10 protein-coding genes are annotated in these 14,150 nt (G+C 44.2%); 9 read left to right on the top strand and 1 reads right to left on the bottom strand.

Going from position 1 to position 14,150, the window contains the following annotated elements:
• Positions 1-26 precede the first annotated feature (26 nt).
• Genes FCL54_RS19675 through FCL54_RS19710 form a run of 8 tightly spaced genes read left to right on the top strand, consistent with a single transcriptional unit; the run spans position 27 to position 6,904 of the window.
• Complete coding sequence (locus FCL54_RS19675; RefSeq protein WP_138128648.1) at positions 27-521, top strand: A24 family peptidase; 495 nt, start codon at positions 27-29, stop codon at positions 519-521.
• On the top strand, positions 518-913 hold the full coding sequence (locus FCL54_RS19680) for a TadE/TadG family type IV pilus assembly protein (RefSeq protein ID WP_138128650.1): 396 nt from the start codon (positions 518-520) through the stop codon (positions 911-913). The genes FCL54_RS19675 and FCL54_RS19680 overlap by 4 nt, the downstream gene beginning before the upstream one ends.
• Positions 913-1,815, top strand: a complete 903-nt coding sequence (locus FCL54_RS19685; protein WP_171016940.1) for a pilus assembly protein TadG-related protein — start codon at positions 913-915, stop codon at positions 1,813-1,815. Before FCL54_RS19680 ends, FCL54_RS19685 begins: the two co-directional genes overlap by 1 nt.
• A 12-nt stretch (positions 1,816-1,827) precedes the next feature.
• Positions 1,828-2,439, top strand: a complete 612-nt coding sequence (gene cpaB / locus FCL54_RS19690) for a Flp pilus assembly protein CpaB (RefSeq protein ID WP_138128654.1) — start codon at positions 1,828-1,830, stop codon at positions 2,437-2,439.
• A complete protein-coding gene (locus FCL54_RS19695) occupies positions 2,436-3,623 on the top strand; it encodes a CpaE/TadZ family protein (protein ID WP_138128656.1) in 1,188 nt (395 codons plus the stop codon). The genes cpaB and FCL54_RS19695 overlap by 4 nt, the downstream gene beginning before the upstream one ends.
• Before the next feature lie 13 nt (positions 3,624-3,636).
• On the top strand, positions 3,637-4,995 hold the full coding sequence (locus FCL54_RS19700; protein WP_138128658.1) for a TadA family conjugal transfer-associated ATPase: 1,359 nt from the start codon (positions 3,637-3,639) through the stop codon (positions 4,993-4,995).
• 4 nt (positions 4,996-4,999) lie between these two features.
• The gene (locus FCL54_RS19705) at positions 5,000-5,974 is read left to right on the top strand and encodes a type II secretion system F family protein (protein ID WP_138128660.1); all 975 of its coding nucleotides are present in this window, start codon (positions 5,000-5,002) and stop codon (positions 5,972-5,974) included.
• Between the two features lie 3 nt (positions 5,975-5,977).
• The gene (locus tag FCL54_RS19710) at positions 5,978-6,904 is read left to right on the top strand and encodes a type II secretion system F family protein (RefSeq protein ID WP_138128662.1); all 927 of its coding nucleotides are present in this window, start codon (positions 5,978-5,980) and stop codon (positions 6,902-6,904) included.
• Between the two features lie 79 nt (positions 6,905-6,983).
• Here the strand turns inward: FCL54_RS19710 and FCL54_RS19715 are convergent, their stop codons facing one another.
• Positions 6,984-8,153, bottom strand: coding sequence for a hypothetical protein (locus FCL54_RS19715; protein WP_138128664.1), 1,170 nt, complete (start codon positions 8,151-8,153; stop codon positions 6,984-6,986).
• A 378-nt stretch (positions 8,154-8,531) separates the two neighbouring features.
• Between FCL54_RS19715 and FCL54_RS19720 the strand changes: the two genes are divergently transcribed.
• A complete protein-coding gene (locus FCL54_RS19720) occupies positions 8,532-13,994 on the top strand; it encodes an alpha amylase N-terminal ig-like domain-containing protein (RefSeq protein ID WP_425467155.1) in 5,463 nt (1,820 codons plus the stop codon).
• Positions 13,995-14,150 lie beyond the last annotated feature (156 nt).

A 14,150-nucleotide genomic window follows, 5' to 3' on the forward strand; every position in this document is an offset into this window, starting at 1 on the left:
CTATCTCTATGATAAAGGAGTTTGAAATGGCAACCATCATTTTAATAAGTATTTTACTCATCTCATTTTTCACGGATATAAAAGATCGAAGAATATTAAATATTGTAACCCTACCCGCTATTGCCTTCGCGTTAATCTACCATTCTGTGACTGGTGGTTTTAGTGGGTTTCAATTTAGCTTTTTTGGCTTTTTAGTAGGATTGGGTCTGTTGTTCATTCCGTTTGCCATGGGCGGAATGGGTGCCGGTGATGTCAAACTGCTTGCTGCAGTCGGTGCTCTTCAGGGCCCAGCTTTTGTGTTCAGCGCTTTTTTATACACGGCCATGATCGGCGGGTTGATCGCAGTACTTATCTTGTTAAAGCAAGGCCAATTAATGGACTCTATCAAAAGGATCCTATTTGCTTCAAGGCTGCGTACCCTCGATATAGTAGACAAAAAAGAATTGCATCATGCATTTCCATATGGAGTCGCCATCGTCTTGGGAACGTTCATTGTTCAGTTCGGAGGCTGGATTCAGTGAGAATAACAGGACTGAGATCGCAGAAAGGACAGGCGACAGTTGAACTTGCGTTAAGTATTGTTCTCCTTATGTTTATCGTGTTTGGAATCGTCGACTTCGGCCGTATCTTTCATGCGTATCTCGTCCTTGACCATGCGGGAAGAGAAGCGGCGCGGGAAGCGAGTGTCGGAAAAACGGACATAGAGATCAAACAGTCAGCACTTACGGCAGCACCGAGCCTTGACTCCGATCTCTTTTCTATATCTGTTTCCCCTGACCTGGCAAATCGTAAACGAGGAGAATACGCAACAGTCACACTTGATTACTCGGTTGATGTTTCAACACCATTATTGGCTGAAATCATCCCCAATCCTTTTAAAATCGAATCAAAAACCGTGATGAGGGTGGAATGATGGAAAGAATTTATAGAGATGAACGTGGCTCTGTCATTGTCCTTGCAGCTTTAATGATGGTTGTCTTCCTGGGGTTCTTGGCGCTGGTGATCGATGTAGGAAATCTATATCTTGAAAAAAGCAGGCTTCAAAAGGCGGTGGATGCAGCTGTGTTGGCCGGCGTACAGGAACTCCCGGTCTGGCCAGACGATGCAGTGCATGCTGCACAATATGCAGCGGCACAAAACGGCCTAAATGGAGAAAATGCAGAAATCCTGGTCGGAGAGAAGGACAGGTCGGTTCAGGCAGTTGGCAGCCGGACTGTAGAATTGTTTTTTGCCAATTCGCTCGGCTTTCCCAACCCAACGCTAAGAGCATCCGCTACTGCAAGCATCCAGCCGTTGACAGCAGGTGAAGGAGCTGTCCCTCTTGGAGTGGATGAAAGCAGGCAATTGATATATGGGGATGTAGTAAAACTTAAAGTAGGCGACTCTACGGTAGGTAACTTCGGTGCGCTGGCGCTCACTGGCCCTGGAGCGAAAGATTATAAAACTGACCTGCAAAATGGCTATGGATTTGAGCTGGAAATTGGAACAGTGCTTGACACGCAAACGGGTAATCTTGCTGGGCCGACCCGAGACGCTGTGAGCTACAGGATCAGCGGTTGTTCTGGCACATTCGATCATCATCCATCAGTTTGTTCAAGGGTTGTTCTTATTCCCGTTTATAAACCGGTCGCTATACAATCGAACCAGGTAAAACAGGTTCAAATAGTGGGATTCGCAACCTTTTTTCTGGAATCTGTCACATCCACGAATGAAGGAGCAGAAGTGGTCGGAAGATTTATCCAAAAGGCAATAACAGGGTCGATTTCTGCAAATCAGACCGATTATGGAACATATGGTTATAAATTAACGCAGTAAAGGGTGTACGTTTTGAATAAAAAGATCATATGGATGCTAGCGATTACATTCGGGTTGTTTTCATCGCTTTTCTTATACGTCTCGATCTATCCATCAGGTGAAGAAGGGGACGAACAGGTAAAACAGGAGGAATCCGCCGAAGTCAATCAGCCAGAGGAAACAGAGAAACAAAACGATTCGAAGCTTTCGATTACAGAAGGAAGCAGAGCTGTATCAATTATGGTCGATGAAGTTCAGGGTGTCGCAGGGTATGTACAGCCTGAAGATCATGTTGATGTGGTATATGTGAACAAACAGCAGGATGGGAAAGGTACAAGCCAGATTCTTTTCCAGGATGTGAGGGTACTTGCAGCAGGACCGGCATCACAGCAACTCCCGAAAGCGGAAGAAACACCAGATGGCACAGCAGCCACAGAAAGTAAGAATGGTAGAGCCAATGGTACCAGCCCTTCTGCTTACCAGAACGTGACCCTTGAGATTAAGCCCAACGAAGGGGCTGCCATTGTACTCGCAGCAAACACAGGAACGATCCATCTGTTGCTTCGTGAAAAAGAAGACCATTCGAAAGTGCCTCATACCCATGTTAGCCAGGAACAGCTTGCAAAAGGAGTGGATTCAGAGTGAGATGGATTATGCTATCGAAAAACTATGAGTTAACGAAGACGGTACAGACGGCAGCCATCAAGCGGGGCTACTCTCTCGACCAGCTGACCTCACCCTATGATGTGAAGGAATCGCTTAACAAGACGCAGGGAACAGTTCTTTTTATCGAAAACAGTAGTGACTATGACGCCTATGAAGTTTGCCGAGAGCTTTCCTCATCTTACCCGATGCTGTCGATCATCCTTCTCTTACCGAGTGAAAATATCGATTTGAAAACCGCGATGTATGTGGGAGCGGTCGATGTACTGGGGACAGATATAGATGGAGAAGAACTTGATCTTGCGATTGAGAAAGCACAGGACATCGTGAAGTTGAAGAGCAGTCAAGTCGATCAAGAACAGGAAAAGCAGGGGAAGGTGATGACGATCTGCAGTACGAAAGGCGGGGTCGGAAAGACGACAATCACCGTAAATCTCGCAGCTTCCCTTGCAAAAGGAGATCATAAAGTGGCGATTATCGACCTTGACCTCCAGTTCGGCGATGTGATGATTCTTTTTGATAAGGAACCCAAACGAACGATCTATGATTGGGTGAAGGAGTCTTACGAAGAGTCGAACGGGGACATCAGGCCATATATATCAAGCCATGCTTCAGGTGTCGACATTCTCGCAGCACCGCTTTTGCCCGAATTTGCGGAGCTGATCACAGGGGAACATGTGATGAGTGCGATCAACCAGTTGAGGCGGCATTACGATTTTGTCCTGGTCGATACCCCTCCTTCCCTTGTGGATACAGTGCTCGTAAGCCTTGAACATTCGGATGAAGTGTTATTAGTTGCATCCCTCGACATTCCCACATTGAAAAACATCCGTACAGCGATCGATACGTTGAAGCTGCTCGGATTAAACGAAAAAATCAAAGTGATTTTAAACAGGGACACAGAGATGGAGGGTTTAAAAGTAACCATCGCGGAGTCGATCATAAGCAGGAAGATTTTCTCGCGTATTCCTTCTGATTATAAGACCGTTGTTTCGTCTTTGAACCATGGCATCCCTTTTGTTATTTCACATGCACGGCTGCCGATCGCTAAAAGTATTTACTCGCTTGCAAATAAGCTTAGTGATCCGAGTAGCTCCACACACTTTTCTGCCGAGGAGTTTGTGAAAAAGAGAAAATCGCTAAAGAGATTGTTAATTCCAAGATAAGGAGTAATGGGACTTGTCATTATTACAGCGTTTAAATGAAAAAAATACCGAAAAGAAGCCGGTTTCAGCAGCTGGAGGTTCACAGAAGACTCTCAAAAAGGAAATAAGAAAAGCTGAGCCTGAATCGGATGTAAAAGTTCGTTTAAGAAAGCATCTTGTCAACGAGTTGAAAAAGCACCAGGGATTGGCCGAAGAGGAAACAGAGATATTGATCAAGGATCTGGCAGAACCTTTCTTCGAATCGGAATCTGAGAGGTTGTCCTATGAAAAGAAAAGGGAACTTCTCTCCAGCGTTACAAATGAACTTGCAGGGTACGGTCCGATCACACCGCTTCTTGCTGATCCGGATGTATCAGAAGTAATGGTTAACGGTCCGTATCAGATTTATGTTGAGAAAAAAGGAAAGCTCGTTAAAAACGATGTCCATTTTCGCGATGACAACCATGTCCTTCAGGTGATCGAAAAGATCGTTTCTCCGTTAGGCAGGCGTATCGATGAAAGCAGCCCGATGGTAGATGCAAGATTGCCGGATGGCTCAAGGGTAAATGCGATCATTCCTCCGCTTGCATTGGGAGGGCCGACGATCACGATCAGAAAGTTTCCCCAGAACCGGCTTCGGATAGATGATCTTGTAAAGTTCGGGACACTTGATCAAAGGATGGCTGAATTTCTGGATGGCTGTGTAAAAGCAAGATTAAACGTATTCATTAGCGGAGGGACCGGCTCAGGTAAAACGACATTGTTAAACATCTTATCAGGCTTTATTCCGGATGATGAGCGGATCGTGACGATCGAGGATGCAGCCGAACTTCAACTGTCCCAGGATCATGTCGTCTCATTAGAAACACGCCCGCCGAACATTGAGGGAAAAGGCGCCGTGACGATTCGTGACCTTGTACGAAACTCGTTACGGATGCGCCCCGACCGTGTCATCATCGGGGAGGTAAGAAGTGCCGAAGCCCTCGATATGCTACAGGCGATGAACACTGGACATGACGGATCTCTTGCGACAGGTCACTCCAATGCACCGAGGGACATGCTTTCACGTTTGGAAACGATGGTTTTGATGGCAGGCATGGACCTTCCTGTTAGAGCGATCAGGGAACAAATTGCCGGGGCAGTCGATCTGATTATCCAGCAATCGCGTTTAAAAGACGGAAGCCGAAAAATCACGCATATAACTGAAGTAATCGGAATGGAAGGGGAGACGATTGTCCTGCAGGATCTTTTCCGATTTAATCAGGAGGGAACAACCCCGGATGGCAAAGTAACTGGTAGGTTTGTTTCGACTGGTATCAGGCCTTATTGTGCTGAAAAGCTTGAACAATACGGTGTGAAACTTCCATCGGAATGGTTTAAAGAGGAGTTGTAGAGAAATGCTTTTTGTCGTTAGTTTCGTGTTCCTGACCATGATCTTTTATTTCATACTTAGCCGTTTTAACGGGAAAAAACGTGCCTATCTTGCGAGAGTAGATAAATTTTTACCGAAAGAGACATCCGAACTGCCGAAGCCTGCAGTTGAAAAAGAACCACGAAAGAAACAGAGTGAATACCGTTCTTTCATGCATACTGTTTCAAAAATAGCAAAGGTGTTCAGGGGGAAAACATTTGTCGTTAAGTGGAACCAACTTTTGATGGAGGCTGGTTTACCTTTGAAGGCAGAGGAATTTTTTGTGCTGAGGTTGTTGGGAATGGCTGCTATGGCCGTTGTAGGCTACATTCTAGGACTGCATGTAATATTGGTGTTTGTCCTTGCTGTCATCGGCTTTATGGCTCCTACAATTTACTTAAAAAATAAGAAAAAGAAACGTCTTCAAAAATGTGCAGAGCAGTTGCCGAATACGCTTGGAACGATGGCGAATGCGATGAAAGCAGGATTTAGTTTCCTGCAGGCGATGCAGATGGTCGGAAAAGAAATGCCTTCCCCGCTTGGGCCAGAGTTTACAAGCACGGTCGGAGAAATGAACTTAGGAGTGCCTGTTGAAGAATCGCTCGGGAACCTATTAACACGGCTGCCGAACGAAGACTTAAAACTTGTTGTGACGTCTCTTATCGTTCAGCGTTCAACAGGCGGAAACCTTGCGGAGCTTTTAGAGTCGATTCAGGAGACGATTCGAGAGCGGGTAAAAATTCAGGAAGAATTGAAAACATTGACGGCTCAGGGGAAGATTTCAGCCCTTGTCATCTCTTTGATGCCTGTGATCCTCGGTTTTCTTTTAAACATGATTAACCCAGAGTATTTTAGTCCGTTATTAAGTCATCCGCTTGGGTGGGCAATGCTTGCTGCTGGATGCTTCTCTGGGATATTCGGGTGGATCGTGATTCAAAAAATAGTGAATGTAGAGGTATAAGAAATGGGAGTATTGTTTTTTATATGTACATCTGTTTGTTTGACGATGGTCTTATACGGACTACTGGCAGGATTGTTTAAGAAAAGGATTCAACTTGAAAAGAGAATCCAGTCACTTGCCACACATCAAGAAGGATTAACTAAAAATAATCATGATGAAAGAAAACCGCTAACGTTCAAAGAGAGGGTCCTTCAGCCTGTATGGGCAAAGTTACGAACGTTTTTTATCGCCAAACTCTCCCGACAGAAAATGGAAGAGCTTGACAACAGAATCTATGAAGCAGGAAATCCGTTTAACCTGAAAGCATTGGATTTTAAACTTCTGCAAATCGTAATTGCAATCGGATTCTTCTCCTTTTTAATGTTCTTCTACGTATTCGGAGCAGAGGAGAAGGGAAAAGTCATGTTGTTTGCCATTATGGGTGGCGTCTTCGGTTATATATACCCAGATTACTATCTTCGTGCAAAAAGGAAACAGCGACTAAAGACCATCGAGAAGGCGATGCCGGACTATTTCGATATGGTCAGCGTTTCGATCGAAGCGGGGATGGGAATCGATGCAGCCTTATCTCGGGTTTCAAAAGAGATGAAAGGACCGTTGTCTGACGAATTCAAGAATGCAATCGAGGAAATGAAACTCGGCAAATCACGCCGGGAAGCCTTCATCGACTTAAAGGATCGTGTCCCGCTGGAAATATTCCAGAGTGTTCTGAACTCGTTCATCCAGGCAGACCAGCTCGGTATTGGAATGAGTAAAGTCCTGAAAACACAAACGAAGCGGATCCGCGAAGTAAGAAGACAGGCTGCAAGGGAACAGGCCATGAAAGCTCCTGTCAAAATGATGATCCCAATGGTGTTGTTTATCTTTCCGACCCTGTTCATCGTATTGCTCGGACCGATAATCATTCAGTTTGTAACAAGGTGGATGTAAAAACCGCTAACCAATGGTGCCAGGCACCGAAAATGGACAGTTGTCCATATCGGGTGCCTGGCACCTCCAACGAAAATAATTAATCTAACAAATTTATTTCTAAAGTTTCTTTCACATTCTCTTCTCCATTTTCATTTTGCCTGATAACCTCTATTGTTGCTTCCTCGTCATTTTTCCAATGAACCCTGAAATTTTCAGGGGTGTAAGTCTCCCCGGGTACATATTCTTTATACTTTTCTAAAATACTGCCCCTATTTCCGTAATAAATTCTTACGGTAGAATTTATTACTTCGTTAAATTCATTTGAATACGTTGTTTCCCGAAACTCGATTACATTTTTAAGGTTTGGCGAATCGCTCGTTTTAAATGTGAAAAAGCCAATAGTTTCTTCTTTGTTGTTAGGGGAGGAGCCCACAGATTCTTTTTCCTCAAATTCTTCACTGGTTCCCACGAAAGTAACGGTAATGCGTTCAGGATCTTGTTCTTCTCCATATAAAGTTATTGTAGCTGCACCGTCATTTTTCCATGTGACGAGGACATTGGAAGAGTCCAGCGTTTTTCCATCATTGCGAATGGTTCTGTCTTTGTGTTCTGATCCATATTTAATTCTGACTGAAGATGGGCCAAACCAGAATGCCTGTCCTTTTTGCACAACTGTAACAGTGTTTATATGATTCGGTGACCGACTTGATACAAGGACATTTTCTTTAAAATGCATTTCATAAGAAAACATGCCAGCCATCAAGATGACCGGTCCTAATATTATTATTGCAGTCCAGATGAGACACCCCGAATTCCTCTTGCTTCCGGTACGTTTCCTCGTTAAAAATGTCCACCACCAATAGAGGAGATATAAATACCCAAAAAGTGATAGAAAAGCCCAAAACGAACCCTGTTGTAACTGCCACAAGAAGTATTCCACTTCAGTCGGACCTTGTCCGTTTCTATGAATGTTACTCAGCAATTTGATTAATGAAATAACAGCCAGCGCAGCAACGGATCTTTTAACGTTCTTTTTTCGAATAAGACTATAAATAGCAGCTGGCACAGTAATATATGGCAGGTACTGTAACACTACAATGACTATCACTAGAACTCCAAAGTAAGAAATGCCGGATATATAGGAACCCTCTGTTAGGACTCCCCAGGCCAGAAGCGTTATGGCAATAAAGACAACTGCCCATATCATACAGCCCCATTTAGCCTGCTTTCTGAAACGTTCAACCATGTTATTTAATTCTTCATCCATCTCATAGTGCTTCCTTTATTTGTTAAGTTAAATTCATTATACAGTTTTGAAAAGGGGTCTGACCCCGATTTTTTTGTGGATAACTCAAATCTATGACTTTTTACTTATTTGGTGGATGAATTCTTATCAGTTCTGAGGACTTTCTGACTGTTAATCTAGTAGATTGTTGAAAATTCAATAAAATTTTGGCAAAATGATAGAAAGAGTGAAAACGTTTGCTCATCGACTGCGGATAATATATATCCTTTTTAAAAAAGTTAAAATGCAAGCGTTTTCTTTTTCAGTGCAATTTATGCAAACGATTTCACTAAACGGTTTTCGGGAGGTGAAAGAGCTTTAATTTTGTGGAAAAAACTACTTTTCTAAGGGGGAAATAGAGTGCAGCGAAAGAGAATTAAGTTTCTGTCGTATGCTTTAATCTTTGCATTATTCGTTCAGTTTTTTGCAACGGCAGTCCCTGTTGTAAAGGCGGAAGGAACGAGCAACGATCGCATAGTCACACTAGTAGGAAGCCTGCAGGATGAATTGGGAGCAGCAGGTGAGTGGGATCCGACGGCAGAAGCTACCCAAATGGAGGCTGTTGGCAATAATTTTTACAAACTTTCAGGAACACTTCCAGCAGGAAAATACGAATATAAAATAGCGATAAACGGAACATGGGATGAAAACTATGGGTATGGCGGAAAGAACGGTGGTAACTTTACAATTGAACTTGCTGAAGAGACCGCCGTCACATTCTATTACCATGACGGCACACATGCGGTAGCTGATACTACGTGGTACAGTCCCATTCCGACAGAAAAGCAGCCACGTATCACGGGCGATATACAACCGGCAATCAATGCTGGCGATGGATGGAGCCCTGCAACATCTACAGCGCTTTTGACTGATGATAATTTTGATAACATTTACACTTACACAGCAAACGTTCCAAAAGGAAACTATGAATATAAGATTGTTCTTGGCAATGACTGGGGAGAGGAGTATCCGGGTTCAAACGCGAAGTTAAATGTACTAAGCGATGAACGAATTACGTTCTTCTTTAACAAGGAGACAAAAGAAGTGAGAACAGACTATAACCCGGCCGGTTCAGACAATGCAATAAGCAAGGACAAGCTCTACCACAACACGTGGGAAAAAGCTTATCGAATTCCATTTGGAGCGGTAAAAGCAGGAGAGGAAGTAACGCTTCGTATCGCTTCCAAACAGGACGATCTAACCCAGGCGAATGTTTATTTGAAAAACAATAACACGGGAACATCAAAGCTTTTATCTATGAAAAAAGCAGGAACTGCAAACGGACAAGACTTCTGGGAAGCAACATTTGTACCTGAAGCAAAGGGAGTCTACGGTTACAAATTTATCGTCCATGACCAGGAAGCTAAGGCAGAATACGGTGAGGATACCGCGGAAGGAAATACAGGGAAAGCGACAGACAGCAATGCGGAACTTTTCCAGTTAACGGTATTTGATCCGGGCTACCAAACGCCGGATTGGATGAAAGAATCAGTAGTCTATCAAATCTTTCCTGACAGATTCTTTAATGGGAATGCTACTAATGACACAGCAAAGGAAACGGCTCGCGGCAACGAACCGATCGAGCACCGTGATTGGACTCAGCTGCCGGACAATCCTCGTTTAGTTGATAAAGAAGGGTATAATGGTGACGAAATCTGGAGCAACGATTTCTTTGGCGGTGATGTCAAAGGCATCCAGGAAAAGCTGGATTATATCCAGTCACTCGGCGTTAATACAATCTATATGAATCCAGTCGCAAAAGCAGCATCGAACCATAAGTATGATGCGACGGACTGGAAATCGATCGACCCGATGTTTGGTTCACCGGAAGAGTTTAAGGCGTTTACGGATGAGCTCGAGAATCGCGGCATGCACCTTATCATGGATGGCGTTTTTAACCATGTTGGGGACGATTCGATCTATTTTGACCGCTATGGAAAATATGAAACAGTCGGAGCATATGAGTACTGGTCCCTGATCTATGACTTGATGAATGAAAAAGGACTAACTGAAGATGAAGCTAAAGCGGAAGCGCGCAGCCAGCTGGAAGCAGAAGGACAGGTCTTTAACGATGAGTACGGCTTCCACAACTGGTTTAATATTAAAAATGAAAAAGTGACCGGCGAGGATGGCAAAGAACATTACGACTACCAGGCATGGTGGGGCTTTGATTCCCTTCCTGAGATAGAGAGTGTGCCCGGGGATGCAGTGAACTATGACAGTGAGCTGAACAACCAGAAGTTTGCTGATTACATCATGTATGACGAAGATTCCGCGGCTAAGAAATGGATCACAAACGGTGGGTCTGGCTGGCGTCTGGATGTAGCAAATGAAGTGGATATGGAATTCTGGCGCGAGTTCCGCAAAGAATTAAAAGCAGACGAATTCGCCGGCACCGGAGCAACATTAAAGGAAGGCGAGAAACCGCTGATCCTTGGAGAAATCTGGGACGATGCATCGAAGTACTTCCTTGGCGATCAATATGATTCCGTTATGAACTATCGTTTTGAACAGGCGATCATGGGCTTTTTAAAAAGCGGTAATGCAACAAGCACCGATGCACAGCTGACTGCAGTGAAAGAAGATTACCCGAAAGAAGCTTATTATGCTCTTATGAACTTGATGGGTTCACATGATACGCCTAGAGCAGTCTATGTTTTAGGTGGTGGGACAGATAGTTATGAAAAAGCAGAATTTGACCCGAACTATAACCATGAACTTGGCGTGAAACGATTGAAGCTCGCTTCGATCATTCAAATGGGATATCCTGGTGCACCGACAATCTATTATGGAGATGAAGCAGGTGTCACTGGCTCGAAGGATCCTGATGATCGGCGAACTTATCCATGGGGAAATGAAAACCAGGACTTAATCGCACATTATCAAAAGGTAGGAAAAGTTAGAACTTCGAATGCCGGCCTTTTTGCATATGGAGATATCGAAACGCTTTATGCAGAAGGTGATGTTTATGCCTTTGCGCGAATGACTGATAATGATTTTGGAATTGTTGCGATCAACCGTGGCAATACAGCCCAAACCGTTGAGTTGGATGTTAAAGGATTGTTAAAAAATAACATCAGCCTTACAGATCAGCTCGATACTGGATATGCAGTGGCCTCTGCATCAGGAAAAGTAACCGTAGAGGTACCGGCGATGTCCGGCCGCATGCTTGTGGCAGATGATGGACAGGACCTTAGCTTTCCGCAAACGGTAACAGATCTACAGGCAACAGCAGGACAGGGTAAAGTTGAATTAGCATGGAACGGCGATGCTGCACAGTACAAAGTCTATCAATCTACATTAAAAGGCGCGCTGTATGAAGAAGTTGCAACGGTTTCTGGCAACTCGGCAACCATCGAGAACCTTGCCAACGGGAATGAATACTACTTTGCAGTCACTGCGGTCGATGCTGACGGAAACGAATCTAAAATGGTTGAAACGGATGAAGCCACTATCCCGCATTACGACCTTACGAATGCATGGGTTGGAAACGTCACGCAACTGGACGATCAGATTTTAGACCTTTCTAAGAGCTTTGATATTAACGCAGAAGCCTGGATCGAAGGAGCGACAGAAAACGGACAAGCAGAAGGGCTCATCGCGAAGCTTCAAGTGAAGCATGAAAATGATGAAAGCTGGACGGAAACAAAAGCAACTTACAGTGGTCAGACAGGAAACAACAATCGGTTCACCGCTGCCTTCCGTCCACTGGAAACAGGAACTTACACATACCAGTACGCATTCTCTACAGATAGCGGGAACACGTGGAAAACAACAGAAGCTTTAACGGTCGCGTTTACACAAAATACAGAAGATACAAACGCTCCGGCAGCAAGCGTCGAACTTGAACAGCCGATCCAGGAGTCCGGCCAGGTTAACCTTTCCTGGAACCTGGTGGACGCAACAGATCCGTTCTTAATCGGTATCGAGCGTGACGGAAAGATCATCAAGCTGCTAAGCGATACAACCGCAACAAGCTATACCGATCATGCGGTTGAAAACGGAACAGAGTACACATATCGGGTAAAGGTCTTTGACCAGGCTGGAAATACAGTGACTTCGAATACAGTGGCTGTCACTCCGGATATCGTTATGGTGGAAGTGACCTTTAAAGTACATGCGCCGGAATATACGCCGTTAAATACTAAGATCACGATGCCTGGCGATCAGAACGGATGGAGCACGAGTGCGTGGGAAATGTCCCGTAACGGGGCCGTAACACCGGACTGGGAAATCACAAAAGAGTTCCCTGAAGGCACAACGATCACGTACAAATACGTGAAAGGCGAATCATGGGATCAGGAAGGCCTTCCAGACCATACTCGTAACGATGTATCGGATGACGATATAAGCTATTATGGATACGGTGCTCCGGGAACAGACTTAAAAGTAACCGTAACAAACCAGGGCAACAACAAAATGGTAGTGAATGATGAAATCCTTCGCTGGATCGACCAGCCGGTTGTTATCACATCACCTGCCAATAACAGTACAGTTAATGCTGACACCGTTACGGTAAAAGGAAATGCGATCAAAGAAGGCGTGCTTACAATAAACGGTGAACAAGTAACGATTAACCCTGACATGACGTTTGCCCATGATGTGAACCTTGATTATGGCAAAAATGAAATCAAGGTTAGCATCGAGCCATCCGAAGAAAACAAAACAGAAATCTTTAAAGATGACGGCGGTGCGATCGGTAAAAATACGAAAGAGTATACGATTATTGTGAATCGCCCGATACAAAAAGTGAGCGTAAAAGAAGCACGTGAAACTGGAACCGATAAAACAGTTCAAGTAGAAGGCGTCATCACATCGAAGCCAGGCGTGTTTGGCGGAAAAGGATTCTACCTGCAGGATGAAACAGGAGGCCTGTATGTTGAGGCAACCGAAGACCTTGAGCTTCAAGCAGGAGACGTTGTGAAAGTTAATGGAATCATTGCTGAAGAAAACGGCGACTTCCATTTAACGGATGTAACTGTTGAAAAAGTTGGATCACAGGAACTTCCAGAACCTGTGACACTGACTGCTGATCAGGTGGACGAAAGTGTTGAAGGGCAGCTTGTTAATCTGGATGGTGTAACGATCGAAGATATCGTTAACCAGGAAAGCGGATTCTCTTTCACAGTTGAGAAAGACAGAAATACAGTGAATGTGTTCATCCACGAAGGAAGAGGCTTAACAATCGATAACTTTATCTTTGAAGCGGGCGATACGGTGGATTTGACTGGTATCGTCGCCCAGAACGGAGAAAAGTATGAGGTGAAGCCTCGCCAATCAGGCGATATCCTTTTCGCTGACTTTGGAAATGAAGTCAATGCAGTCATCGTTCAACCGAAAGTAAAGAAGAACAAAACCAAAGTCTTCAACAAAGACGTGGCAGAAGTGCCTGAAAACGGCAAGCTAATCGTAAAAGTGGAAGAAACCGACCTTACTTTAGCATTAAACCCTGAGCAGATTCGACAGCTTAAGGAAAAGAACGCAGAAATCGGTATTCAAAACGACGATGTTCTAGTTATGATTCCAGCAAATAATTTCCCGGGACATAAAGAGACAAAAATCGAGCTTAAGGAAGAGAAAAGTGTAGAAGGCGCAATAACACCCGTCTATAGCCTCTCTGTAACCCAGGGGAAAGAACAGATCGAAACATTCGAAGATAAAGTACTTGCTGCTTTTAACGTAGAAAACATGAAAAATCAAAATCTAGTTTTCAAAAACTACAATGAGCAAACAAAAGAATGGCAGCAACTCGGAAGTGTAACCCAGGACAAGATGATCATCACCAAATCAAACCAACTAACAAAATTCGCAGTGTTTAAGTAAAAGACAAAGTCTGTGCCAAATTCGGTGCCAGGTACCCGATATGGACAACTGTCCATAAACGGTGCCTGGCACTTTTATTTATTTGTTTTTTTGTCATATCGCCAGGCGATATGACTAATAGGTACCTGATCTTCTCATTATTGAACATTCCCTGTT

It is taken from the genome of Exobacillus caeni (assembly GCF_005747095.1).
Classification (GTDB): Bacteria; Bacillota; Bacilli; order Bacillales; family Guptibacillaceae; genus Exobacillus; species Exobacillus caeni.

Excerpts from the sequence above, each read along its gene's own strand:
- FCL54_RS19675 (WP_138128648.1), top strand. The coding sequence starts at position 27 with ATGGCAACCATCATTTTAATAAGTATTTTACTCATCTCATTTTTCACG.
- FCL54_RS19685 (WP_171016940.1), top strand. The coding sequence starts at position 913 with ATGGAAAGAATTTATAGAGATGAACGTGGCTCTGTCATTGTCCTTGCA.
- FCL54_RS19705 (WP_138128660.1), top strand. The coding sequence starts at position 5,000 with ATGCTTTTTGTCGTTAGTTTCGTGTTCCTGACCATGATCTTTTATTTC.
- FCL54_RS19710 (WP_138128662.1), top strand. The coding sequence starts at position 5,978 with ATGGGAGTATTGTTTTTTATATGTACATCTGTTTGTTTGACGATGGTC.
- FCL54_RS19715 (WP_138128664.1), bottom strand. The coding sequence starts at position 8,153 with ATGGATGAAGAATTAAATAACATGGTTGAACGTTTCAGAAAGCAGGCT.